The 23221-nt window shown below is 72.3% G+C and carries 22 protein-coding genes and 1 riboswitch; of the genes, 11 read left to right on the top strand and 11 right to left on the bottom strand.

Going from position 1 to position 23221, the window contains the following annotated elements; genetic code table 11:
• Positions 1-19: 19 nt before the first annotated feature.
• On the bottom strand, positions 20-346 hold the full coding sequence (locus ACFYPR_RS26725; protein ID WP_354856707.1) for a hypothetical protein: 327 nt from the start codon (positions 344-346) through the stop codon (positions 20-22).
• Positions 347-424: 78 nt separating this feature from the next.
• Positions 425-844: a hypothetical protein gene (locus ACFYPR_RS26720; RefSeq protein ID WP_355067329.1), complete on the bottom strand. Its 420-nt coding sequence runs from the start codon at positions 842-844 to the stop codon at positions 425-427.
• Positions 845-1365: 521 nt separating this feature from the next.
• Between ACFYPR_RS26720 and ACFYPR_RS26715 the strand changes: the two genes are divergently transcribed.
• Both ACFYPR_RS26715 and ACFYPR_RS26710 read left to right on the top strand, forming a co-directional pair.
• Entirely contained in the window at positions 1366-1728 is a 363-nt protein-coding gene (locus ACFYPR_RS26715) for a hypothetical protein (RefSeq protein ID WP_354856706.1), read from the top strand.
• Positions 1725-2255 (top strand): DUF6036 family nucleotidyltransferase, encoded by a 531-nt coding sequence (locus tag ACFYPR_RS26710; protein ID WP_354856705.1) that lies wholly within the window; start codon positions 1725-1727, stop codon positions 2253-2255. The genes ACFYPR_RS26715 and ACFYPR_RS26710 overlap by 4 nt, the downstream gene beginning before the upstream one ends.
• 16 nt (positions 2256-2271) lie before the next feature.
• Here the strand turns inward: ACFYPR_RS26710 and ACFYPR_RS26705 are convergent, their stop codons facing one another.
• Positions 2272-3312 carry an App1 family protein gene (locus tag ACFYPR_RS26705; RefSeq protein ID WP_387263058.1) on the bottom strand — a complete coding sequence of 347 codons (1041 nt, stop codon included), beginning with the start codon at positions 3310-3312 and terminating at the stop codon, positions 2272-2274.
• A 123-nt stretch (positions 3313-3435) separates the two neighbouring features.
• Between ACFYPR_RS26705 and ACFYPR_RS26700 the strand changes: the two genes are divergently transcribed.
• The 4 genes from ACFYPR_RS26700 (at position 3436) to ACFYPR_RS26685 (ending at position 7786) form a co-directional block, all read left to right on the top strand.
• On the top strand, positions 3436-5103 hold the full coding sequence (locus ACFYPR_RS26700) for an ArnT family glycosyltransferase (protein WP_387263056.1): 1668 nt from the start codon (positions 3436-3438) through the stop codon (positions 5101-5103).
• Positions 5104-5155: 52 nt separating this feature from the next.
• Positions 5156-5953: a peroxide stress protein YaaA gene (gene yaaA, locus ACFYPR_RS26695; RefSeq protein WP_354856700.1), complete on the top strand. Its 798-nt coding sequence runs from the start codon at positions 5156-5158 to the stop codon at positions 5951-5953.
• Between the two features lie 106 nt (positions 5954-6059).
• Positions 6060-6752: a hypothetical protein gene (locus tag ACFYPR_RS26690; RefSeq protein WP_363936670.1), complete on the top strand. Its 693-nt coding sequence runs from the start codon at positions 6060-6062 to the stop codon at positions 6750-6752.
• Positions 6753-6823: 71 nt separating this feature from the next.
• Complete coding sequence (locus ACFYPR_RS26685) at positions 6824-7786, top strand: TAXI family TRAP transporter solute-binding subunit (protein ID WP_387181847.1); 963 nt, start codon at positions 6824-6826, stop codon at positions 7784-7786.
• A 46-nt stretch (positions 7787-7832) separates the two neighbouring features.
• On the opposite strand, the gene ACFYPR_RS26680 is transcribed toward ACFYPR_RS26685, so the two are convergent.
• The 3 genes from ACFYPR_RS26680 to ACFYPR_RS26670 form a co-directional block, all read right to left on the bottom strand.
• Positions 7833-9272, bottom strand: coding sequence for an ATP-binding protein (locus tag ACFYPR_RS26680; RefSeq protein WP_387181844.1), 1440 nt, complete (start codon positions 9270-9272; stop codon positions 7833-7835).
• Between the two features lie 9 nt (positions 9273-9281).
• Positions 9282-9938, bottom strand: coding sequence for a response regulator transcription factor (locus ACFYPR_RS26675; protein ID WP_039907784.1), 657 nt, complete (start codon positions 9936-9938; stop codon positions 9282-9284).
• Positions 9939-10022: 84 nt separating this feature from the next.
• Positions 10023-10334: a hypothetical protein gene (locus ACFYPR_RS26670; protein ID WP_354862099.1), complete on the bottom strand. Its 312-nt coding sequence runs from the start codon at positions 10332-10334 to the stop codon at positions 10023-10025.
• A gap of 126 nt (positions 10335-10460) precedes the next feature.
• On the opposite strand from ACFYPR_RS26670, the gene ACFYPR_RS26665 reads away from it, so the two are divergent.
• Positions 10461-10799 (top strand): DUF952 domain-containing protein, encoded by a 339-nt coding sequence (locus tag ACFYPR_RS26665; RefSeq protein ID WP_354862097.1) that lies wholly within the window; start codon positions 10461-10463, stop codon positions 10797-10799.
• A gap of 115 nt (positions 10800-10914) precedes the next feature.
• Here the strand turns inward: ACFYPR_RS26665 and ACFYPR_RS26660 are convergent, their stop codons facing one another.
• The 3 genes from ACFYPR_RS26660 to ACFYPR_RS26650 all read right to left on the bottom strand — a co-directional run bounded on the left by ACFYPR_RS26660 (position 10915) and on the right by ACFYPR_RS26650 (position 15789).
• Complete coding sequence (locus tag ACFYPR_RS26660; protein ID WP_387263053.1) at positions 10915-12672, bottom strand: CDP-glycerol glycerophosphotransferase family protein; 1758 nt, start codon at positions 12670-12672, stop codon at positions 10915-10917.
• Positions 12673-12943: 271 nt separating this feature from the next.
• On the bottom strand, positions 12944-15055 hold the full coding sequence (locus ACFYPR_RS26655; protein WP_387263050.1) for a DUF6077 domain-containing protein: 2112 nt from the start codon (positions 15053-15055) through the stop codon (positions 12944-12946).
• Positions 15056-15189: 134 nt separating this feature from the next.
• Positions 15190-15789 (bottom strand): TetR/AcrR family transcriptional regulator, encoded by a 600-nt coding sequence (locus ACFYPR_RS26650; protein ID WP_354862104.1) that lies wholly within the window; start codon positions 15787-15789, stop codon positions 15190-15192.
• 217 nt (positions 15790-16006) lie between these two features.
• Here ACFYPR_RS26650 and ACFYPR_RS26645 point away from each other — a divergent pair, with 217 nt between their 5' ends.
• The 4 genes from ACFYPR_RS26645 (at position 16007) to ACFYPR_RS26630 (ending at position 21077) form a co-directional block, all read left to right on the top strand.
• Complete coding sequence (locus ACFYPR_RS26645; RefSeq protein WP_354862092.1) at positions 16007-16903, top strand: ABC transporter permease; 897 nt, start codon at positions 16007-16009, stop codon at positions 16901-16903.
• A 4-nt stretch (positions 16904-16907) separates the two neighbouring features.
• Positions 16908-17717, top strand: coding sequence for an ABC transporter ATP-binding protein (locus ACFYPR_RS26640; RefSeq protein WP_354862102.1), 810 nt, complete (start codon positions 16908-16910; stop codon positions 17715-17717).
• A gap of 144 nt (positions 17718-17861) precedes the next feature.
• Positions 17862-19367: a D-ribitol-5-phosphate cytidylyltransferase gene (locus tag ACFYPR_RS26635; protein WP_387263048.1), complete on the top strand. Its 1506-nt coding sequence runs from the start codon at positions 17862-17864 to the stop codon at positions 19365-19367.
• A 39-nt stretch (positions 19368-19406) separates the two neighbouring features.
• Positions 19407-21077 (top strand): CDP-glycerol glycerophosphotransferase family protein, encoded by a 1671-nt coding sequence (locus tag ACFYPR_RS26630; RefSeq protein ID WP_387263045.1) that lies wholly within the window; start codon positions 19407-19409, stop codon positions 21075-21077.
• 4 nt (positions 21078-21081) lie between these two features.
• On the opposite strand, the gene ACFYPR_RS26625 is transcribed toward ACFYPR_RS26630, so the two are convergent.
• Both ACFYPR_RS26625 and ACFYPR_RS26620 read right to left on the bottom strand, forming a co-directional pair.
• Positions 21082-21828 carry an alpha/beta hydrolase gene (locus ACFYPR_RS26625; protein ID WP_355067354.1) on the bottom strand — a complete coding sequence of 249 codons (747 nt, stop codon included), beginning with the start codon at positions 21826-21828 and terminating at the stop codon, positions 21082-21084.
• Positions 21829-21953: 125 nt separating this feature from the next.
• Positions 21954-22796, bottom strand: coding sequence for a C39 family peptidase (locus ACFYPR_RS26620; protein WP_354855116.1), 843 nt, complete (start codon positions 22794-22796; stop codon positions 21954-21956).
• A 232-nt stretch (positions 22797-23028) separates the two neighbouring features.
• A riboswitch (cyclic di-AMP (ydaO/yuaA leader) is annotated at positions 23029-23169 on the bottom strand.
• Positions 23170-23221: the final 52 nt, after the last annotated feature.

The following is a 23221-nucleotide window of genomic DNA, read 5'->3' as shown; positions in this document are numbered from 1 at the left end:
AGAGCCGGCTCGACCTGTCTCACCATCTTCGGAAGTTGCAGATGTCTCTGACAAGGTGCTGCATCATAAGCCAGGTGCGAACCGGATCGACAAGCCCGGACTTCCCCACAGCCATCCTCGTGGTGTCTCGGGCAAGCAGGATCGCCGCAAACCATCCGGTGATCACCACAATTCCGCCCATGACGAACAGGATCACGGCCAACGGTTCGACTGTGGTTTCCAGGTCATCAAACCCTGCCAGCAACGTCAAGATGATCAACAACGGAAAGATGACGAGGGCAAGCCGGAAGCTCCGCACCGCCAGTCGCCACCTTGCTGTCTGCGTGATAGCCGTCAACTCTTCCACGTCATCAGCCTCCTGACCAGACAAGAGGGTGGAAGCCTCCGGCGCAGCCGATTTTCAGCGGCTCTACTACAGCCGGCATCATGGGTAGATCGCATGGAGGAAGAGCAACGCAGGGCTCGATTCCACGAGATGGACGTCCACCTGCATCTCCTTGCGAGAAGCAGCTGCCGGAACGATCGTCGTGGTGCCAACAATCTCCGCTGAGGGCAACCTCTCCCCAATTGACCCGGACCAGGCCGGCAACTGCGTGTATGGAAGCAACTCGCCCCGATCGACGCCGACCACCGCCAGCGCCTGCTCCAGACACGACAAGTCAACGGCACCTCTGTAGACAAGGCTCCTATTCAGGTTGTCCGGACTGTCCCAGAAGCTGGCTGCCTGTCGCGCACATTCGGGCAGGGGAAGATCGTATGCCGCCAGGACTTGCGCGGCCGTCTCGTCAGACCTGCCGCTGGGGTCATTCGATCCATTGCCCGCACATCCCGACAGCATGATCACAGCCATCACCACCGCTAAGGAAACTGCGCGCCGCGCCATGTCATTGCCGCCAAACACTGTCGGTAATCGCCCTACTGCACGGCTACCCTTACGATCCACGCCTCGCCACGTACCGATGCTGAATAGCGCTCGAGGTCAATCCGAACACCACGTTCGATCAAGAGGAAAAGACCTCACCGTCCGCCAAGCCAACCGGCGATTCCAGCCGTTGACACGCGACATCGGGATAAGGGCCTATCGGCCGCAGCACCATCCACCCCGCTTCCCCGGCTCAGGATAGGCGGGTCGCCATGGACCATAGCGAAGCCTGGCAACCCACCGCCGCCCGCCGGAGCGGCGTCGGATCTGGCGGGCGGCCTCGGGGGGTCCGCGCCGAGACCCGGATGACTATCCCACCCGCGCAGGCCGCCACACTCGGTGCCGTCTGGCTCTGCCCCCGACAGGGAGGGCCTTGCGGCGGATTGGCGCAGCCTTGTACTAGCGTTGATGCTGTGAGCAATCGTCCTACGAGGTACGAGCCAATGACGATGGCACACCTGGGCGTCCTGCTCGTCGGGGCCGACGACACCAGGCGGTGGCGGCTGGTAGCGGAGTTCCTGGAGGAGTACGGCTGGGAACCTTCCGAGCATCGTGCTGACCTACTGATCCAGGAGCCGGCCCCGACAGGTGACGACCACTGGGACGTATTCCTCGCGGCACTGACGGAGTACCTTGCCGCCCGGGACGGGCGCGGCGCACCCGCCTGGGTCGAGACGCGGTCGCTGCGGCGATTCTGGTTCCCCTTCAACACCCGCGCTGCCCGCGTCGACGCCGTGGTGCACGCGCCTGCGGCGTTCCGGCGACGTGGGGTGTTCATCTCCCCAGAGGAGCTGAAGGTCGCGTGAGCGCCGACGACCCACTGCTCGACCGCACTGCCATCGAGGACGCCTTCCGCAGGCTCGGTGACCGGCTGGCCAGGCGGGGCGTGGTCGCCGACCTGTACATCTTCGGCGGGGCTGCCATGGCACTCGCTTACGACGCCCGTCGGGCAACCAGGGACATCGATGCCGTGTTTCAGCCACACGGCATCGTGCTCGACGAAGCGCGGGCTGTCGCCGATGAACTCGGGCTGCCGCAGTGGTGGCTGAACGAGCAGGCAAGCGTGTACGTCGCCGCTGGCGGGGATCCGGAGGCACCACGCGTCTTCGATCATCCGGGCTTGCGGGTTTCGGCGGCGTCCCCGGAGCACCTGCTCGCCATGAAAGTCCTCGCCGCACGACGTCGGGATGCCGAAGACATCCGCTTCCTGGTGGACCACCTCGGCCTCACGAGCCCCGAGGAGGCCCTGGGTCTCTGCGCCGAGATCTTCCCGGAGGAAGAGGTGCCGGGTCGGGCGAGACTGGTTCTGGAGGACGTGTTCGAAGGCCGCTAGGTCGGCAACGAATGCCTCAGACCAGGCCGGCGTCGCGCAGCAGTTGCCACAGGCCGGCGCCGTCCGGGGCGGACAGCCACTTCTGCCCCACCGGCCCCGACGAGGGGCGGCCGGCCGGGGCGGGCAGGCTACCGGCCAGCACCGACTGCGTCGGGGACAGCCTGCGGATCGCCACCCCGGCGACGTTCTCCGGGTGGGCGGCGGCGAACTCCCGGTAGATCTCCTGGTCGTGCTGGCCGTCGTCGCCGACCAGCAGCCAGCGCACGTCGGGGAACTCCTTGGCCAGCCGGGCCAGGGTGGAGCGCTTGTGCTCCATGCCGCTGCGGAACCAGCGGTCGGCGGTCGGACCCCAGTCGGTGAGCAGCAGCGGCCCGGCCGGGTAGAGGTGCCGGGACAGGAACCGGGTAAGCGTCGGCGCCACGTTCCACGCGCCGGTGGACAGGTAGAAGACCGGGGCGCCGGGATGCGCGGTGACCAGTCGCTCGTAGAGCACCGCCATGCCGGGCACCGCGTTGCGGGCGTGCTCGTCGAGGACGAACGTGTTCCACGCGGCGAGCAGCGGCCGGGGCAGCGCCGTCACCATCACCGTGTCGTCGATGTCGGAGAGGATGCCGAACTTCACGTCCGGGTCGATGATGCGCACCGGCGCGTCGACCGGCTCGGCGTCCGCCACGCTGAGCCGGACGGTGCCCCACCCGGGCGGCAGGTCGGCCTCGACGAGCGTGTCGACGAAACCGCTGCGGTCGGCCTGGGCCTCGTGTCGCACCCCGCCGGCCTCGATCTGCACCGTGACGTGCTTGGCGGGCAGGGTGGCGAAGCTGCGCCAGCCCCGGACCTTGTCCAGCCGACCCCGCTGGCGGTTGTCCGGACGACCCAGCAGCACCCGGCACATCACCCGCACCCAGCCCGGACGGCCGTAGCCGGTGTAGGCGACGATGTTCATCCGCCAGCCGGTGCGCCGCAACCGACGCTCCACGAGCTGGTGCACGGCGTCCTCGATCCGCGCGGCCCGGTGCAGGTTCGGCACGGCCAGTTGGCCGGCGGGTGTGGGTGGCACGCGCCAACCCTGCCACACGTCGACGGTCACGGCCACGCGAGCCGGTCCGGACTGGGCGGAACCACCCCGACCGGCTCGTGGTCCGTGAAACACTCCGGTCGGGACGACGACGGGGGCGTGGTCGTGTCGCATCCAGAGCAGCATCGCGGGCGGTGGCGTCCGCGACTCGACCGGCCGGCGCTCGTCGCGCTGCTGTTCGGTCTGGTCGGTGTCGGGTACCGGCTGGTCCTCACGCTGTACACCGTGCCGGTGTCGAACAGCGACGAGGCGACCTTCGGGCTGGCCGCCCTGCACATCGGGCAGGGCCGGGAACACCCCGTCTTCCTCTACGGCCAGCACTACATGGGCATGCTGGAGTCGTACCTGGCCGCGCCGCTGCTCGCCGTGGCCGGGCCGAGCTGGCCGGTGCTGCGGCTGCCGATGCTCGCCCTGTACGCGGTCTTCCTCTACCTCGTGTACCGGCTCACCCGCCGGCTCTACTCGCCGTGGTTCGCCGTCCTCGTCGTCGGCCTGCTGGCGCTGGGCCCGGAGCGGGTGGTGCGCGACCAGCTCACAGTGGTCGGCGGCCGGCCGGAGGTGAAACCGGCGGTGCTGCTGATGCTGCTGATCACGGTGGGGCTGGCCGCCGGGACGGTGCGCCACCGTCGACTCGCCGTCGCCCTGTTCGGGCTGCTGGTCGGGCTGGCCGCCTGGTCGGACTGGCTGATCCTGCCGTACCTGGCGGTGGCCGCGGTGGCCCTGGTCTGGGCGGTGCGGCGGGAACTGCTCGGCTGGTCCGGACTGCTGCTGGTGGCGGGTTTCGTGGCCGGGACCGCGCCGATGATCGTCGACAACCTGCGCGCCGGGCCGGGTGAGGACTCGCTGACGGTGTTCCGGGAGGTCAGCACCAAGGCCGGCCCGCTGCCGCCGTGGACCGACCGGATCCGGGGCGGCCTGCTGGAGGGGGTGCCGTTGGCGCACGGGCTCTGCCCGGTCGACGGCTGCGGCCGGTGGCAGCAGTGGTTCGGCGTGTTGTACCCGGTGCTGCTGGTGGCCGCCGCGGCGCTCGCGCTCCTCGCGTACCGCCGGGCCGTCAGCATGCCGCGCGACAGGCAGGCCGCGGGGCCCGGCACGCGGGTCGCCGGCACGCCGCGTGGCGCGCGGGTCGGGCCGGTGGTGCAGCTCGCGCTTGTCGTCGGCGCGGCGTTGACCCTGCTGTCGTACGTCCGCAGCCCGCTCGCCGCGACGAGTCCCCTGGCCAACGCCCGCTACCTGTCGGTGCTGCAACTGTCGCTGCCGGCGGTGCTGTGGCCGCTCTGGGTGGCGGCCCTGGCCTGCTGGCGGGGCACGGTGGGCGTGCTCGGCCGGTTGGCCGGCGCGCTCGCCACCGCCGTGCTGGCGGCGTTGGCCGCGACGACGCTTGTGGTCACCGTGCTCTTCGCGACCACCGGCGCCGCCGCGTCGCGGACCGAGGAGCGTCAGGCCCGGGAGCTGGCCGCCGCGCTGCGCGCCGACGGGCCGCACGAGGTGTACGGGGACTACTGGACCTGCAACCGGCTGATCTTCAACACCGATGAGACGGTGGTCTGCGGGGTGCTCGACGGGGACCTGTCCCCCGGGCAGAACCGCTACCGCCCGTACTGGCGGCAGGTTGGGCGGGCCGCCCGGCCGGGTTACGTGGTGGAGATCGACTCGCCGATGGACCGGCGGCTGCGCCGGCTGCTCGCCGACCGGCCCGACGCCGCACCGGTGCGCGAGGTGGGCGGCTATCGCGTGTACCACCCCGACACCCCGGTGCGGCCCTGGCGCTAGCGGCGGGTCGTACGCTGGCCGGGCTGCCGCTTCACCCGCCCGAGGAGACCCGATGCTCATCCTGCTGCCGCCCTCGGAGGGGAAGGCCGACGCCGGCACCGGACGGCGGTGGACCCCCGACAAGCTCTCGCTGCCGGAGCTGAACCCCGCCCGCGAGCGGGTGCTCGACGCGCTCGTCGCGCTCAGCGCCGGGCCGGACGAGGAGGCGGCGCGGACGGCGCTCGGGCTCAGCGACGGCCAGCGGGGCGAGCTGCGCCGCAACGCCCGGTTGCGCGCGGCGGCCACCGCGCCGGCCGAGCGGCTCTACACCGGGGTGCTCTACGAGGCGCTGGAGCTGGCCACGCTGCCGTCGGCGGCGCTGCGGGCGGCCCGCCGGTCGATCCTGATCAGCTCCGGCCTGTGGGGGGCGGTGCGTCTCGCCGACCGGATCCCGCCGTACCGCTGCCCGATCGGCGCGCGCCTGCCGGGTGTCGGGGCGCTGTCGGCGTACTGGCGCGCGGAGCTGGCGCCGGTCCTGCCCGAGGCGGCCGGTCGGGGCCCGGTGCTGGACCTGCGCTCCGGCGCGTACGCCGCCACCTGGACGCCGCGCGGCGCACTGGCCGAGCGGACGGTGACCGTACGGGTGCTGCACGAGCGGGAGGTCGACGGTGTGCCGGTCCGCTCGGTCGTGAGCCACTTCAACAAGGCGACCAAGGGGCGGCTGGTGCGTGACCTGCTGGTCGCCGGGGCCCGACCGCGCACCGCCGCGGAGCTGATCGGCACGCTGCGGGAGCTGAAGCACACAGTGGTGGAGGAACCCGCCGTCCCCGGTCGGGTCCGGCAGGTGGACCTGGTGGTCACCGACCTGTAGCGGCGCGGGAGCCGCAAATTTTCCTCAAGGCTGGACGGGAGGCGTTCCGCAACGGCCGCGCAGGGGCCACGGTAGGGGAACCCAGACTCCGACAAGGGAGCCTCCGTTGGCCCGCGATCCCGCCCTGCTCGACCGGCCCCGTTCGCCGGCGACGCCACCCCCGCTGGACTGGCTGACCCTGGGCGACGCGTTCGAGGCCGCCTGCCTGCTGCGCTGCACGGCGCCGGCGACCGGCGCCCGGTCGGGCACCGCGCTGCCGTCGCACGCGCCGGGGGTCGAGTTCAACCGGGAGGACGCCGCGCAGCGGATGCGGCAGTTGCTCGCCCGCCTCGACATTCCGGTCACCCAGGAGGTGGCCGTCGGCGGTCTGCGCCGCCGCTACGAGCTGCACCGGCTCTGGGTGCCACCGGAGCACCGGGGGGCGTACGCCCGGATGGTGGATGCCGGTTGGTGGCAGGGGCGTCGGGAGCTGCTGGGCGGTCCCGTGCCGGGCGCCTCGCCGGCCCGCCGCCGGTGGATGTCCCGGCTCGCGGCGGCGGCGTGGCGCTCAGCGCTGCTGGCCGGCGGGCGGCACGTGCGGCGGCACATCCTCGGTGTGCGGCTCACCGACCGGGAGTTGGCCGCCGTGCTGATCCGCAGTGCGGCCGTGCTCGACGTGCCGGCCGTGCTCCGCCCGGGCACCGGCTGTTTCCTGGTCAGCGTGGCCGACGGGCCGGACCGGGCGCGCATCCTGCGCAGCGCGTCGATGGAGCCGGCCCGCGGCGCGGTGCCCGAGCCGGCCCGCCACCCGGTCTGCTGAGCGGAGCCCGCGCCGCACCCACGGCGGCATCGACGGGTACGGGCTTGCGCGCGCCCGCCGGAGCGCGCACAGTGCACCGCGTGAGTCGTACCTCGTCGGGTCGGGCCGGTTCGCGCCGCGCGGGGGCGGCGGCGCTGGTGCTGGTCGCGGCCCTCACTGCCGCCGGCTGCCGGGACGACCCGGCCGAGCCGGTGGCGATCCGGATCGCCACCGGCAGCCCCACCGCCGTCTACTACGCGTTCGGGCAGTCTCTCGCGACCATCCTCAACCGGGAACTGCCCGGGGTACGGGCCAGCGTGGTGATCACCGCCGCCTCGGCGGAGAACGTCCGCCTGGTCGGCTCCGGAGCAGCCGAGCTGGGCTTCACCCAGGCCGACGTGCTGCCCGCCAGCCCGACGCAGAGCCCGACGGTGGACGCGGTGGCGCGGGTGTACGACGACCAGCTGCACCTGGTCACGACCGACGGCGGGCCGGTCCGCACGATCGGCGACCTGCGCGGCCGGCGGGTCTCCGTGGGCGCGCCCGGCTCCGGCACCGAGATCACCGCCACCCGGCTGCTGGAGGTGGCCCGGCTCGGTGGCGACACGGTACGCCGGGAACGGCTCGGTCTGGACGACTCGGTGGCGGCCCTGCGCTCGGGGCGTATCGACGCGTTCTTCTTTTCCGGCGGTCTGCCGGTGCGGGGCATCGAGGAGCTGGCCGGGCGCAGCGCCACCCGGATCGTGGACCTCGGTGAGTGGACGGAGCCGCTGCGCGCCCGCTACGGCCAGGTCTACGTCTCCCGGGACATCCCCCGCTCGGTGTACGGCATGAACCCGGTGACCACTGTCGCCGACCCGAACTACCTCATCGTGCGGGCAGACCTGCCGGAGCCGCTGGTGCGGGAGGTGACCCGGCTGCTGATGGAGCGGCGGGCCGAGCTGGGCGCGGCGCACCCGGCGGCGGGACGGATGAGCCCCCGCTCGGCGATCGCCACCGCGCCGCTGCCGCTGCACCCCGGTGCCGCCGCCTGGTACCGGGCCGCCAAACCCTGACTGTCGCCGGCCGCGCCGAGAGGCGCCCGCCGCCCTGGTCGGGCCGCTACCGGGCCCGGGCGGGCCGCAGGTCGACGGACGGGTCCTCGTCCGCCGGCTCCCCCGCCGGCTCGGGCTCGGGCTCGGGAGCCGGGAACCACAGGCCGGCGACCAGCCCGCGCGGCTCGGCCGGCCGCATGGTGAGCCGGCCGTCGGAGGCGTCGACCAGCACAGCGGCGATGGTCAGGCCGAGCCCGGCGCCGTCGACGTTCTGCGCGTCCGGCGCTCGCCAGAACCGCTCGGTGGCCTGGCCGAGCTGACTCTCGGTCATCCCCGGGCCGGTGTCGCGCACCTCCAGGGCCACCCCGTCGTCACGGCGGGCCACGGTCACCGTCACCGCCCCGCCGGCCCCGCTGAACTTCACCGCGTTGTCGATCAGCGCGTCCAGCGCCTGGTCGACGGCGGTCGGCACGGTCCGCGCGTACGCCGGGGCGTCGCTGGTGGCCAGCCGCAACGCGATCGACCGGTGCCGGGCCAACGGCGCCCACGCGGCCACCCGGGACGCGGCCACGGCGGCGGCGTCCACGGTGACCCGCTCGTTCTCCTCCCGTTCGGCCCGGGCCAGGGTGAGCAGCGCGTCGAGCACCAGCGCCAACCGGTCGGTCTCCTCCAGCGCCAACCGGTGCTCGGAGCGCCCGTCCGCGTCGGTGAGGCTGGGACCCAGCTCCTCCACCCGCAGCCGCAGCGCGGTGAGCGGGTTGCGCAGCTGGTGGCTGGCGTGTGCGACGAACGCACGCTGTCGGTCCATCACATCGGAGACCACGTCGGCCATGTGGTTGAAACTGGCCGCGAGTCGACGCAGCTCCGGCGGGCCGAGCCGGTGCTGCACGCGCGCGCCCCGGTCGCCCTCGGCGATCTCGTGGGTGACCGCGTCCAGCTCGGTCACCGGGCGCAGCACCCAACCGGCCAGCCCGAACGCGGTGAGCACGCAGGCCAGCACGACGAGCAGGCCGGCCAGGGTGAGCAGCAGCCACCAGGTGCTCACGGCCCGGCGGATCTCGTCGGCGGGGGTCACGATCACCACCGCGCCGAGGACCTCACCGCCGTCGTTGATGGGCACCGCCACCACCACCGGCCCGGCCGACCACGGCCAGACCGACTCGGGCGCGCTGGCCTGCTGCCCGGAGAGCGCGACGTCCAGCACCGTGGCGGTCCCCGTGGACTGCCAGCTCGCCGAGTCGACGACGATGCCCCGGTCCCGGTCGACGACCGCCGCGCCGATTCCGTACAGCTCGTCGTAGCTGCGCAGCTCCGCCCCGATCGGGCCGGGCTCGCCGCCGCGCAACGCCGGCCCGGCCAGCGAGGCGAACCGGGTGGCGTCGGCGAGCCGGTCGGCGCGCACCCGCTCGGTCTCCCGACTGGCCAGGGTGACGGCGAGCGGGCTCTCCAACGCGATGAGGACGAGCACCATCAGCAGCAGATAACTGATCACCAGTCGACGGCGCACGGCGGCCCCTCACGCATCGCGCAGCCGGTAGCCGACCCCGCGGACGGTCTCCACCAGGCGCGCGTCGCCCAGCTTGCCGCGCAACGACCCGACGTGCACCTCGACGGTGTGCCGGTCGGCCCAGGTGGTGCCCCAGGCGTCGAGCAGGATGCGGTCGCGGGGCACCGCCACCCCCGGCTGGCGGGCCAACGACAGCAGCACGTCGAACTCCTTGCGGGTCAGCGTGACCGCGCGCCCCGCCACCGTCACCGTGCGGGCGGCCACGTCGATGCGTACCGCCCCCGCCTCGATCAGGTGCCGCTCGGGCGCCGCGTTCGCGGCCCGGCGCAGCACCGCCTCGATCCGGGCCTGCAGCTCCACCATCGAGAACGGTTTGACCACGTAGTCGTCCGCGCCGAGGCGCAGCCCGAGCACCCGGTCGCGTTCCTCACCCCGCGCGGTCACCGCGATGATGCCGAGCTGGCTGCTGCGTCGGCGCAGCTCGCGACACACGTCGGTGCCGTCCCCGTCGGGCAGGGTCAGATCGAGCAGCACCAGGTCGCAGGGGGCGGCGGAGAGCGCCGCGGCGACGGTGGCCGCGTGCTCGACCTGGTAGCCGCGGCGGGTCAGTGCGGAGGAGAGCGCGGCGGCCACCCGGCGGTCGTCCTCCACCAGCAGGATCCGCACCGTGCCCCCATCCGTCGCAGCCGTCCTGCGAATGGTGGCAGAAGCGTGCCGCGAGCGGGAGGGCCGCCCTCCCGGTCGGGTCGGCTACAGACCGAAGACGTCGTCGGCGACCGCGTCGCGGACTCCGTCGGCGAAGCCCCGGAATCCGGGGTCGTCGTGCCGGGCCGGCACGCTGGTGACGTTGACCCCGCTGGCCTGGGTCACGGCGTCGACCAGGGGCGGGAAGTCGATCTCGGCGTCGTCGAAGGCGTCGTCGTCCGCCTCGGCCAGGTTGATCACATGCTGTACGTCGTCGGACGGGGTGTCCGGGTCCTCGGCCCACTCACCGCCGGCCCGGTAGCACTCGTCGTACAACCCGCGCTGGGTGTCGGTCCAGTCGTCGTCGTAGCTCGCCATCGTCCACCCCTTTCCGGCCGCTCCACCTGAGCATGCCGGGCGGCGACGGGCGTCGGCGGCGGTACGGCCGAAACGCGCACCGGCCGACGTTCTCGCAGCGCGACATCGGCGACGTAGTCTGCGGAGGTGATCTACAAGCTGTTGCCGACCGTCGAGTGGGACGACGCCCAGGCCGCCGGCGCCGTCGCCGGCTCGGCCGTGGACCGGCAGGACGGTTTCATCCACCTCTCCGCCGCCGACCAGGTGGTGGAGACGGCCCGCCGGCACTTCGCCGGCGCCACCGGCCTCACCCTGCTGGGCGTGGACGCCGACCGGCTGGGCGACGCCCTGCGCTGGGAACCGTCGCGGGGCGGGCAGCTCTTCCCGCACCTGTACGGACCGCTGCCGCTGACCGCTGTGGTGACGGCCCGCGCGTTGCCCGCCGACACACCGGTCGCCGACGCGGTCGCCGCCCTGCTCGACTGACGCGACGGCACCAACCCCCGCTCCGCTGACGCGACCGCGCCACCCTGGCTCCGCTGACGCGACCGCGCCCGGTCCGACTGATGTCGGGCCGGGCGCGGGACGTCGTACGCGCGGGTCAGCGGCAGAGGCGGGAGATCTCCTCGGCGAACCGGTCCATGGGGTTGGCCTCGGCCGGCCCCAGCAGGTAGGTCTTCAGGTCGCGGCGTGCCTCGGTCATCGGGTCGTCGCCAGCCCGGGTGACCGCCACGATCTTCTCCAGCTCGCCACAGTCGGCGGAGAGCAGGTACGCGGCCCGCGCGGTCGGGTACTCGCGGCGGAACTCGTCCTCCGGCAGGCCGGCCGGGTTGGCCACCACGTACGGCCGCTGGCTCTGCACGAAGTCGGAGACCACACTGGACACGTCGCTGATCAGCAGGTCGGTCTGGTTGAAGCAGTCGAACAGCCCCGGCGTCCGGCCGGTCACCACGAGGTGCGCGGTGCCGTCCAGGGACGCGGCGTTGGGGTTGCCGCCGGCGGCCTTGATCGCCTCGACGATCCGGTCGTGCACGGCCTTGGCCGCCTTGGACCGCGACCCGGTCAGCGGGTGCGGCTTGTAGACCAGGCGCACCCGGGGGTTGGTGGCCAGCAGGCCCTTGACGATCCGCTCACCCATCAGCACCAGCGAGGTGTGGTACGGGTCGTCGTCGAGCCAACCCTCCCAGGTGGGCGCGTAGAGCACGGTGAACGGCCGGTCCACCGACTCGGCGCCGAAGGTGTGCACCCCGGCCAGCTGCGGCCGGCCGATCTCGACGATGTCCGCGTCGAGCACGCCCACCCCGGCGCGGGCGTACCGCTCCCGGCCGGCCAGGCCCGCGACCCAGACCTCGTCGTACACCTTGCTGTAGGGGTTGACGCTGGCCTGCTTGTCGCTGTCGCCGTGCCCGACGAAGACGTGCTTCATGCCGGGCTCGCGCAGCATGTGGATGTTCGCGCCGACGTTCGCGGCGTAGAGGGCCGCGCGGACGCTGCCGAGTTCGAGGTTCATGAAGTCCACCCCGGCCGGTACGCAGATCACCGGCAGCCGGGTGTCGGCCAGCTCGTTGAACGCCTCCCGGCTGCGCATCAGCACCACCGCGCGCTGGTTCAGCGCCTCGGTCGGCGCGAGCCACATGTTGGCCTGGTAGACGTCCTTGGCCGGTCCGGCGAAGTAGAGCGCCACCTCGGGCCGGTACGTGTCGAGCCAGCGCTGCACGGCGGGCAGCAACGGGCCCTGCCCGGAGCCCCGGCCGCGCAGCCAGGTCACCGCGATGATCGCGCCCACCACCGCGGTCGCCGCCACCGTCACCGTGGCGGCCACGAGGAACGGCGTCGCCTCGTGCTGCACCGCGGCGGCCACCGCGGCCGGCACCAGCAGCACGTTGAGCAGGGGCATCCGCTCGCCCGCGACCGCCGCCGCCCAGGCCGGCGGCCGAGGGGCCGAGCGCAGCGGGCCCAGCTCGATGTTGCGCACCAGGGCCGACAGCGGGTTACGACGGTCGATCATGGTGGAGAGCGCGCCGGCGAACACCGAGACGACCCACACCGCCGCCGGCAGGATCAGCAGCAGGCTCAGCTCGGTGCCGTCGAGGGTGACCTCCGCGGCGACCAGCAGCACGGCCGCCAGGTCCCGGGTCAACTGCCGGTACGACCAGTGCAGGCCGACCTTCTCCAGCAACAGCTGCGACTGCGGGGACCAGCGGGCGACGGCGAACTCGCCGAGCACCGCCGCCAGTCCGGCGACGGCGAACAGGCCGACCCAACCGAAGACGCCGGCGACGAGCATGACCAGGTAGGACAACACCAGCAGCGCGCTGCGGGCGGCCACTCCGATGCGTCCTGTCAACGTGCCGAACAACGAGTTCGCTCCCTACGATTTCCGTCTTGGACGCATGCCCGTGGTGCGTCGATGACACTCCCCGTCGCGCATGGCCTACCGCGCACCAGGAGCGGCCGGCCACAGATGTGGTGATCCAGACCCCGTGCGGCGGGCGGTAGTGGTGACTGCGACCTTAACGCGAACGGACCCAGCGGTGTCGCTCGGGTATCGGGCGCACATTTCGGTCAACGCACCGGCCGTCCGCGTACCACCCCAGGACGACGCACGGGCCGCTCAGCGGACCGGGTGCTCAGCCGACCCGCCGAAAACAGGTCATGGCCCCGGGTCCCCGACGCTTGGCGAACTCCTGGTAGCCGAGCTGTGGTGCCATCTCACGGGCGTACTGGTTTCCGTTGTAGACACAGATGGTGCCCACGTCCAGCCGGTCGAGCGCTGACGCGAGTTCGGTCGACGTCGGGGTGGTGGCGCCGTCGGCGAAGCCCGCGAGCAGCAGCCGGTCCTTGGCGAACTGGGAGTTGAGATCGTACTCAACGAGATAGAAGTCGCGCGGAAGGACGACCCGGACCTGGCTGGTGACGACCAGGGAGGCGCGCATGATGGTCTTCGGCGCGAGCAGCAGGCCCGGGGGCCGGTCCAAGCCCTTGATCCAGAAGGCGATCGACTGGCGTTGCTGCGGCAGCTTCCAGGTGGGCCGCTCGTGCACATCGACCCAACTCTTCGCGGACCACATCGGGGTGGCGAAGAGAGCGAACGAGGCGACCAGCAGCACCGCGATCCCACCCGCCGCGGCGCGACGCAGCACCGGCGTGGGCGCCGGCACCCGGACCGTACAGAGCAGCCCGATCAGTGTCGGCAGGGCGAGCAGCCACGGCACCCGCCACAGCACCACGGAAATGCCGCTGAGCGCGCTCAACGCCTCCAACACCCCGGGGACGAACAGCACGCTCAGGGCCGCGGTCGCACCTGCGGTGAGCAGCGCGGGCGTACGTCGACGGGCCAGCAGCGGGCCGCACCAGAGAGCCAGTCCGGAGATCACGCCGACCACGCCGAACAGCAGGGTCCGCTTGTAGGTGTACGCCGCGTCGAAGAAGGCGTCGTCCGCGCCGTCCGCGGTCAGCCCGCCGAGCAGCAGACGGGACACCACGAGCGAGCCGATCGGGTACGCGAGGGCCGCGACCCCGGCCACCACCGCGGCCTTCCAGCGCCCGACCAGCAACATGGCGAACCCGGCGGCGCCGACCAGCATCGGCAGGATGATCGCGGCGGTGGTGGTGAGGCCGATGGCGGTGATCGAGAGCGCCACGATGAGGAACAGGCTGCGCCGGGAGCGGTTGTCGAACCACTCGGTCAGGTAGAGCCACATCAGCGGGATGACGGCCGACACGAACATGCCCTTGCCCTCGTAGAGCCGGGGCAGGTGGAACGTGCCCAGCGCGGCGTCCCCGCCGGCGACCAGGTACAGGTACGCGACGGCCACCGTGAAGGCGAGCACGGGTCGACGCGGCGCCCACCGGTGGGTCAGTCGCCACAGCGCGAGCACCGCCAGGACCGCCATGATCGGTAGCGCCACGTACCAGGTGGCCGAAGCACCGTGGATGCCGAAGACGTGGGCGAGCGCGCCGTCGAACACCTCGATCGAGGGGATCGGAGGCTGCGAACCCATCGCCGGCAGGACGTTCTCGGAGAACAGGAAGTCGTTGAGCGGGATGAGGTCCCGCTCGGCGATCCAGACTGATTTCCCGACGTAGTAGACGTCGTCGGGAGTGTTGCGGGCCAGGAAGAACGAGGAGATTCCGACCAGCACCGAGATGACGAGCGCGTACGCCGACTGCGATGCCGTGGGCATCGGCGCGACCGAGGAGGACGTTGGGCCGCTCAGCCAGACCCGACGCAGCAGCAGGATCCCACCGGTCGCGGCGAGCAGGCCGGCTACCGCCGGAATCCACCAGGTGACGGCCGCACCGGTTCCCGCCACTCCGGCGGTGACCGCGGCCACCGCGGCAGCGACGAGCACGCCGATCAGCAGACGGCGGTCGACGGGAGGCTGCGGGTCGGCCGATTCGACCGGCTCGGGCCGTTCCTCCTCGCCGAAGATCCCTCCGGGGCGCCGGCGGGCGCGCAGCACGGCCCCGACAGCGACCAGCACACAGGCGACCAGCCAGATCCGGAAGGTCACCGACGGACGCAGATCCGCCAGGAACGCCGCGTGGTAAAGGACGGTGAAGAGCGCGAACGCGACCACGGCCCCATCGGTGAGCAGCGCCGGGGCGGCGGCCACCAGGGCGCGTACCCGGGCGGCGGGGCTCCGGTCGGGGCCCTGGCCCAGCCGGGACACCTGTTCGGGGCGCGGCGTCGGGTCCGGGTCAGTGGGCGCGACGGCGATGCTGTCGACGTTGGCCACGGGCGTCCTTCTCGTCAGGCGGATGTGAGGGCGAAAAACGGATGTCGGTTTCGTGACGGCCGGGTGTCAAGTGGGCAGCCTAGCGGAGGAGGGCGGCGCGGCCGGCCCCGCTGCGAGTGGTGTCGTGGGCTCGGTCAGCCAGGAATCGGCGCCGCCCTGGGCAGCGGTACGGAGCTGGTCGCGCCGAGCCCGGCGGCCACGGATTCGACCAGGTTGTCCAGGTAGCTGTCGGTCAGCGGCAGCCGGGCGATGGCGAGCCGCCAGTAGAGCGGGCCGACGATGAGGTCGACGGCGGCGTCCGGGTCGGTGTCGGCGGGCAGCTCGCCGCGCTGCACGGCGCGGGTGACGAGGCGGCCGCCGATCTCCTGCTGGCGGGCGTGCAGCACCTGACGCAGGGTCTCCTCGATGGCCGGGTTGCGGGCGGCCTCGGCCAGCAGGTCCGGGATGATCTGCGAGGCCAGGGGGTGGCGCAGCGCGTGCGCCACCGCCTGGAACAGCAGCGCGAGGTCGCCGCGCAGAGTGCCGGTGTCCAGCACCGGCAGCTTGCCGTGCGCCGCGGCGGCGACGATCTCCACCACCAGGTCCAGCTTCGAACTCCACCGTCGGTAGATCGCCGTCTTGCTGACGCCGGCCCGGCGGGCCACCGCCTCGATGGAGAGCCGGCCGTAGCCGACCGCGGCGAGCTCCTGCATGAGCGCCCGCCGGATGGCCGTGGTGATCTCGTCGCGCAGCACCGCAGCGCCGGCCGGGACACGCCTCTTCTCGGTCGTCACCATGGACTCTTCTCGCAGGTCACGCCCACTACAGTAGCGCAACGACGCTACGGTTGCGTCCCGACGTGTTTCGGACTACTGTCCACGCAGCGGCGAGGCGGCGCCCCGCGCACCCTTCCCACTAGGATTCCATCGTCGCGAGCAACCCGTCTGCACGAAAGATCGGAGCGCCATTTCCATGGCCACCACCGCGCTGGTCGACCCCGACACGGGCCTGACCCAGGCGCAGCTGGCCGCTCGGCACGGGCTACGGGTCGCCGGTGAGCGACCCACCCTCGCCGAGTACAGCCGCCGACTCTGGGCCTACCGGCACTTCATCGCCGCGTACGCCAACGCCAAGCTGGTCGCCTCGTACAGCAACGCCAAGCTGGGCCAGCTCTGGCAGGTGCTCACCCCGCTGACCAACGCCGCGGTCTACTACCTGATCTTCGGGGTGGTGCTGGGACAGAACGACCGGATCCCGAACTTCATCGGCTACCTGACCACCGGCCTGTTCATCTTCAACTTCACCCAGAGCGCGGTGCTGGCGGGCACCCAGTCGATCAGCGGAAATCTCGGGCTGATCCGGGCCCTGCACTTCCCTCGGGCCAGCCTGCCGCTGTCCACCACGGTGACCCAGTTCCAGCAACTGCTCGCCTCGATGGTGGTGCTGATCGGGATCGTGCTGGTCACCGGCGAGTCGATCACCTGGAAATGGCTGGTGCTGGTGCCGGCCCTGCTGCTCCAAGCGGTGTTCAATGCCGGCGTGGTGCTGATCGTCGCCCGGCTGGGCTCCAAGGCGAGCGACCTGAAGCAGGTCATGCCGTTCCTCATGCGTACCTGGATGTACGGCTCCGGCGTGCTCTACAGCGTCAGCCTCTTCGCGCGGCTGCCCGGCTGGGCGGCGACGCTGGTCCAGTTCAACCCGCTGCTGGTCTACATCGAGCTGGCGCGCTACGCGCTGCTGGACGAGCCGCCGATGCTCAACGAGTCGCTGACCCAGCTCTGGCTGGTCGCCGCCGGGTGGGCGCTGGTGGCCGGCATCGGTGGCTACATCTACTTCTGGCGCGGCGAACAGGAGTACGGCCGTGGTTGATTCCCTGCGGGCCGCCGACGAGGCGACCGTGTCCCTGCCCGTGCTGGCGCAGGAGCGGATCCCCACCGTGGTGGTGGACGACGCACACATCATCTACCGGGTCCACCAGGGTGCCACCGGTGGCACCACTCCGGTGGCCGCGCTGCGCCGGCTGGTCAAGCGCACCAACGCGCCGAACGTCCGGGAGGTGCACGCGGTCAAGGGCGTCTCGTTCACCGCGTACCGGGGCGAGGCGATCGGGCTGATCGGCAGCAACGGCTCCGGCAAGTCCACCATCCTGCGGGCCATCGCCGGCCTGCTGCCGGTCAACCGGGGCGCGATCCACACCCAGGGGCAGCCGTCGCTGCTCGGCGTGAACGCCGCGCTGCTCAACGACCTGTCCGGCGAGCGCAACGTCGTCCTGGGCTGCCTGGCGATGGGCATGCACCCCGACGAGGTGGCCAAGCAGGCCGCGGGCATCATCGACTTCTCCGGGATCAACGAGCGGGGCGACTTCGCCAGCCTGCCGATGCGCACGTACTCCTCCGGGATGGCGGCCCGCCTGCGGTTCTCCATCGCCGCCGCCAAGAGGCACGACGTGCTGCTCATCGACGAGGCGCTCGCCACCGGCGACAAGGGCTTCCGCAAGCGCAGCGAGCAGCGGGTACGCGAGCTGCGCGAGGGCGCCGGCACGGTGTTCCTGGTCAGCCACCAGCTCTCGTCCGTGCGTGACACCTGCGAACGGACGATCTGGCTGGAATCGGGCGTTCTCCGGATGGACGGCCCCACCGACGAGGTCATCCGCGCATACGAGGCGTACGCGAACAGCAAGTAGAGTGCCGGCCAACCTCCGGCATCGACACGGCACCAGGACCGCGTCGCCCGCATTGGGGCGGCGCGGTCCGCGCGTTAAGGTTCATTCCGTCGCCGCTCGGGCGGAACCTTCCGTTAACGCAATTCTGAGAGTGAGGATCCGGCAATGACGCAGGACCAGACCACTGGCCCGGACGCCGCAACGGAGACCCCCGCACCGTGGCGGCCCTCGCGGACAGTGGCCGTGGTGCTGGCCGGCGGCACCGGGACCCGGCTGGGCCTCGGCATCCCCAAGCAGCTGCTGAAGATCGCCGGTAAGCCGATCATCGAGCACACCCTGGCCGTCTTCGAGGCCGCCCCGGAGATCGACGAGATCATCGTGCTGATGGCCACCGGCCACGTCGAGGACGCCCGGCAGATCGTCGAGAAGGCCGGCCTGCGCAAGGTCACGAAGGTGATCGAGGGTGGCGACACCCGCAACGCGACCACCCGGATCGCGCTGGACGCGGTCGGCCCGGCCGACTGCAACATCCTCTTCCACGACGCGGTTCGCCCGCTGCTCAGCGGCCGGATCGTCCGCGAGTGCGTGAACGCGCTGTGGACCTACGACGCCGTCGACGTCGCCATCCCCTCCGCCGACACGATCATCCAGGTGGACGAGAACGACTGCATCACCGACATCCCGGTGCGCTCCCGGCTGCGCCGGGGACAGACCCCGCAGGCGTTCCGCTCCCCCACCATCCGCGAGGCGTACCGGATCGCCGAGGGTGACCCCGACTTCGCGGCCACCGACGACTGCGGCGTGGTCCTGCGCTACCTGCCGGGCACCCCGATCAAGGTGATCGACGGCTCGGACGAGAACATCAAGGTCACCCACCCGGTCGACGTGCACCTGGCGGACAAGCTCTTCCAGCTCGCCGCGGCGCAGGCGCCCCGGCTGACCGACCACCGCAGCTACAGCGAGGAGCTGACCGGCCGCACCATCGTGGTGTTCGGCGGCAGCTACGGCATCGGCCACGAGCTGACCGAGCTGGCCCGGCGCTACGGCGCGCAGGTCTTCCCGTTCAGCCGCTCCACCACTGGCACCCACGTGGAGCGCGCCGAGGACGTCGAGGCCGCGCTGACGACCGCCTTCGAGGCCACCGGCCGGATCGACCACGTGGTCGTCACCGCCGGGATCCTGGAGAAGGGCGCCCTGGCCGAGATGGACGAGGAGACGATGGACCGGGTGTTGCAGGTCAACTTCGTCGGTCCGGTGACCATCGCCCGGCAGGCCCTGCCGTACCTCCAGCAGACCAAGGGCCAGCTGCTGCTCTACACCTCCAGCTCGTACACCCGGGGTCGGGCCCGCTACGCGCTCTACTCGGCCACCAAGGCCGCCCTGGTCAACCTGACCCAGGCGCTCGCCGACGAGTGGGCCGACGTGGGCGTCCGCGTCAACTGCATCAACCCGGAGCGGACGGCCACCCCGATGCGGACCCGGGCGTTCGGCGAGGAGCCGGAGAACACCCTGCTCGCCGCGGAGGCCGTCGCCCAGTCGTCGCTGGACGTGCTGATCTCCGACCTGACCGGTCAGGTCATCGACGTACGCCGGGCGCCCGGTGACGGTCCGTCGGTGCCGGCCCAGTCTGCGCGGGCCGAGGCGGCGCCGGCCGTGACCTCCGCGAGCTGACGCGGGCGACGGAACTCCGACGGCGGCGAACGGAACGACATGCGTGGTGACCTGGTCCGAAAGCTGCTTGCCCGGTGCCTGAGCGTCGGTCTGGCGGTGCTGGCGTTCGTCGTGGTGGCGCTGACCGGCGCCACCGGGTGGGGGCTGGCGCTGGCCGTCGCGGCGCTGGCCGCGGCGGCCGCCGAGCAGCGGATCCGGCCCGGCGCTGACCTGGTCGCCGAGACGGCGCTGATCGCCGCGGCGGTCCTGGTCGGCTACTCCCGGCGACTCGACGACGGGTTCGACCCGGCGCTGGCCGCCACGGCGCTGGTCCTGCTGGGGCTGGTGCTCCTGGTGGGGCCGCTGCGGACCGCCGGCAACCTGGAGGTCCGGGCGGCCAACCTGCCGGTACGGGCCTGGACCCCGCTGATCGCCGACCGGCTCGGCGTCGCCCTGTTGGGGCTGCTCGCGGCAGTGGCCCTCGCCGCCGCGCTGACCCTGCCCGCCGCCGTGGCGCTCGTCGTCAGCCTGCTGGTGGGCGCCGGCGCCGGGGCGGTCGCGCTGGATCTGGCCCGGCGGCGGTTCCGGCCCACCGGCGGCGGTGGGCCGGTGGCCCGCGCGCTGCGCCGGCACCAGCCGGAGTTCCTGCTCTACTTCTCCGCGCCGCCCGGCTCGGAATACCAGGTCACCATGTGGCTGCCGTACCTGGAGCGGATCGGCAGGCCGTTCCTGGTCCTGGTGCGCGAGCCGGAGTTCCTGGCGCCCATCGCCGCGGCCACCGACGCGCCGGTGGTCTACTGCCCCACCCTGCGGGCGATCGACGAGGCGCTGGTGCCGAGCCTGCGGGTGGCGTTCTACGTCAACCACGGGGCGAAGAACAGCCACTGCGTCCGGTTCACCCAGCTCACCCACATCCAGCTGCACCACGGCGACAGCGACAAGGCGCCGAGCGCCAACCCGGTCTCGGGGATCTTCGACCGGATCTTCGTGGCCGGTCCGGCGGCGATCGACCGGTACGCCCGTGCCGGGGTGCGGATCCCGGCGGACAAGTTCGTGGTGGTGGGCCGCCCGCAGGTCGAGTCGATCGACGTACGCCGGGAGCCGGCGCGCGGCCTCGCGAGCCCGACGGTGCTCTACACCCCGACCTGGACCGGGCACCACGCCGACGCCGACTACTGCTCGCTGCCGGTGGCCGAGGAGCTGCTGCGACGGCTGCTGGAGCGCGGTGCCACGGTGATCCTGCGGGCCCACCCGTACACGGCGCAGAACCCGGCGTCGGCACGCCAGTTGGGCCGGCTGACGGAGCTGCTGGCCGCCGACCGGGCCCGCAGCGGACGGCAGCACGTCTTCGGCGCGGCGGCCCGCGAGCTGAGCCTGACCGAGTGCGTCAACCGCTCGGACGCGCTGGTCTCCGACGTGTCCGGCGTGATCTCGGACTACCTCTACTCCGGCAAGCCGTACGCCGTGACCGACATGGGCGACGAGGGCGACCGGTTCACCGACCGTTTCCCGTTGGCCGGGTCGGGTTACGTGCTGCGGCGCGACATGTCGAATGTGGACGCCGTGCTCACCGCGCTGCTGGACACCGACCCGCTGGCCGAGGAGCGCTGGGCCACCCGCCGCCGCTACCTGGGTGACTTCCCCGCCGAGTCGTACGCCGAGGCTTTCCTGACGGCCGCGCGCCGAGAGCTGGCGCCGGCGGAGAACCTGGCCACGTCAGCACCGGTCTAGCAGCTCAGCGGTAGGCGTCCAGCAGCGCCAGCACGGCGGCCGGGTCCTCCAGGTGCGCGTTGTGGCCGAGACCGGGCAGCGTGGCGACCGGCACGCCGTACTCCTTGAGCTGTGCGTCGGTGACCATCGGGTCGTGCTCGCCGCGTGCCAGCACCACCGGCACGTCGGTCGCCGCCAGCAGCGCGGTCAGGTCGGGCTGGCCGACGGCGAACGCGCTCGTGTCCATCGCGAGCCGCCACCGGCCGTCGACCTGGCGCAGGCCGGCGTCCACCATCGGATGGTCCGGAGAGACCAGACCGGTGAGGCCGGCGACCCGCAGGTAGCGGCGGGCGGCCTCGGTGCGGCTGGCGAACCAACCGAGCGGGCGGGCGGCGAGCTCCGCGGCCCGGGCCAGCTCGGCGGGTGACCAGACCGCCTTGATGCCCAACCCGACCACCGCGTCCACCGGCAGGCCGGCGGCGCGGGCCGCCAGCGCCAGGCCGACCACCCCACCCAGCGAGTGGCCGAGCACCACGATGCGGTCGTCGAAGGCCAGGCCCTGTGCGATCCGCTGGGCCAGACCCTCGAAGGAGTACGACGACAGCGGGGCCGACCAGCCGTGGCCGGCGAGATCCGGCGCCAACCACCGCCCTGGCCAGTGCTGCTCCAGCAGTGGCGCCCAGGGCAGCCACACGTCGCCCGTCGCTCCCATGCCGTGCAGCAGCAGCAGGACCGGCCCGCGACCGGCGTGACCAACCGATTCGTCCACCACGGCCGCAGTCTCCCACGGTTCGTGGCCCGGTACGAGAGCCGTCATCGGCATCGACGCGAGACGCCGCGGGCGCCGGCCCCTCGTGGGGGACGGCGCCCGCGGCGTCGTGGGCGTCAGCGCCTGGGTCAGGCGGAGTAGCCCCGGGTGGCGATCCAGTTGGCCAGGTCGATCGTGGTGATCCAGTACGCCGGGTCGGCCGCGTTCGCCGAGTCGGCGATCCGCACGGTCCGGCCGTTGTCCTTGTAGCCCACGACGGCGATGTAGTGCCCACCGCCGTAGGAGTGCCAGCCGCCATTGGTGTCGGTGGCGTCGCCGACGACGTTGGCCACCACGCCCCGGCCGTCGGTGATGGCCTTGACGACGTCGGCCTGGAGGCGGTCCATCTGCGCCGGGCTGGGCGTGCCCGCGAACATCCGGGTCTGGTACGGGGAACCCTTCACCTCGGCGTTGAGCACCCGGGTGGTGTCCTCGGCCGAGTTGGTGCCCATCTCGGTGGTGCCCAGCTCGGCGCCGAGCTCCTCCTGCGTACGGTCGATGCCGGTGGCGCTGAGGGCGTTGCGGGTGGCCGCCGGGCCGCAGTTGTAGTACGTGTTCTGCGCCTCGTAGTCGTAGTCGAGCACCTTGGTCGCGGGCGGCTTCGGCGGCGTCGGCTTACGGGTGAGGTCCGGGTTGCTCGTGGCCTTCGCGGCGGGCGACGCGGCGCTGGTGGCCGGGGCGGCAGTGCTCGGCGCGGCCGAGGGGGACGCGACGCGCGCCTGGTCGCGAGACGCGATGGTGTCGCTGCGCATCTCGGCGACTGTGGTCGCGGTGTGCTCGCTGGCCGGGGCGCCGTCGGCGCCCGCAAGCAGGGCGCCGGTCGTGGTGGCGATCGCGAGGGCCGCGGCGGAGGCGGCGACGATCTGGTACGGGCGCTCGGTCGCGAGGCGACGGAGCTGACGCTGCAGGGTGTGCTTCACGGGGTCCTCCACGGTTCGGGGGGTGAGCGGCACACCGGGCTCGGCCGGTATCCGGGCAGGCGCCAGCGCGCGAACCGTGGTCCGCGGATGGTGAACCGCTCAGGGGAACGCCCGGCGCGGCCGGGCGGGAAAGGCGGCGACCCGGGGGGTCAGCTCACCGTCACAAGGCGGATGAGCGGGGGCGCCGCGACGCCGTGGAGGCGGGGGAACAACCGAGGGGTGGAAAGGTGCTGCACGAGGATGGAACTCCTTCCGTCACCGCCTACCGGGTTAGCTGACGGATTCGGGCGGGAAGATCGCCCTACCGCGGGCCGTGGCTCGCGGATTCACCCCGGACTTACTGTGGGTCCCCGGTTCGTAGATCACGATTGAGCGGGTCGGCACGGCGTCGCCTCCTGCGATCGGTTACCGCACCGGACAGCACGACAGTACTGGCC

Origin of the sequence: Micromonospora sp. NPDC005254 (assembly GCF_042872525.1) — a bacterium.
In the GTDB taxonomy this organism is placed as follows: Bacteria; Actinomycetota; Actinomycetes; order Mycobacteriales; family Micromonosporaceae; genus Micromonospora.
The sequence above is the reverse complement of the archived record's forward strand: the minus strand, read 5'-3'. Positions and strand labels throughout refer to the sequence as shown.

Coding starts and splice junctions, on each gene's coding strand:
- ACFYPR_RS26630 (WP_387263045.1), top strand. CDS start 19,407: ATGCGTGGTGACCTGGTCCGAAAGCTGCTTGCCCGGTGCCTGAGCGTC.
- ACFYPR_RS26670 (WP_354862099.1), bottom strand. CDS start 10,334: ATGGCGAGCTACGACGACGACTGGACCGACACCCAGCGCGGGTTGTAC.
- ACFYPR_RS26715 (WP_354856706.1), top strand. CDS start 1,366: ATGACGATGGCACACCTGGGCGTCCTGCTCGTCGGGGCCGACGACACC.
- yaaA (WP_354856700.1), top strand. CDS start 5,156: ATGCTCATCCTGCTGCCGCCCTCGGAGGGGAAGGCCGACGCCGGCACC.
- ACFYPR_RS26635 (WP_387263048.1), top strand. CDS start 17,862: ATGACGCAGGACCAGACCACTGGCCCGGACGCCGCAACGGAGACCCCC.
- ACFYPR_RS26645 (WP_354862092.1), top strand. CDS start 16,007: ATGGCCACCACCGCGCTGGTCGACCCCGACACGGGCCTGACCCAGGCG.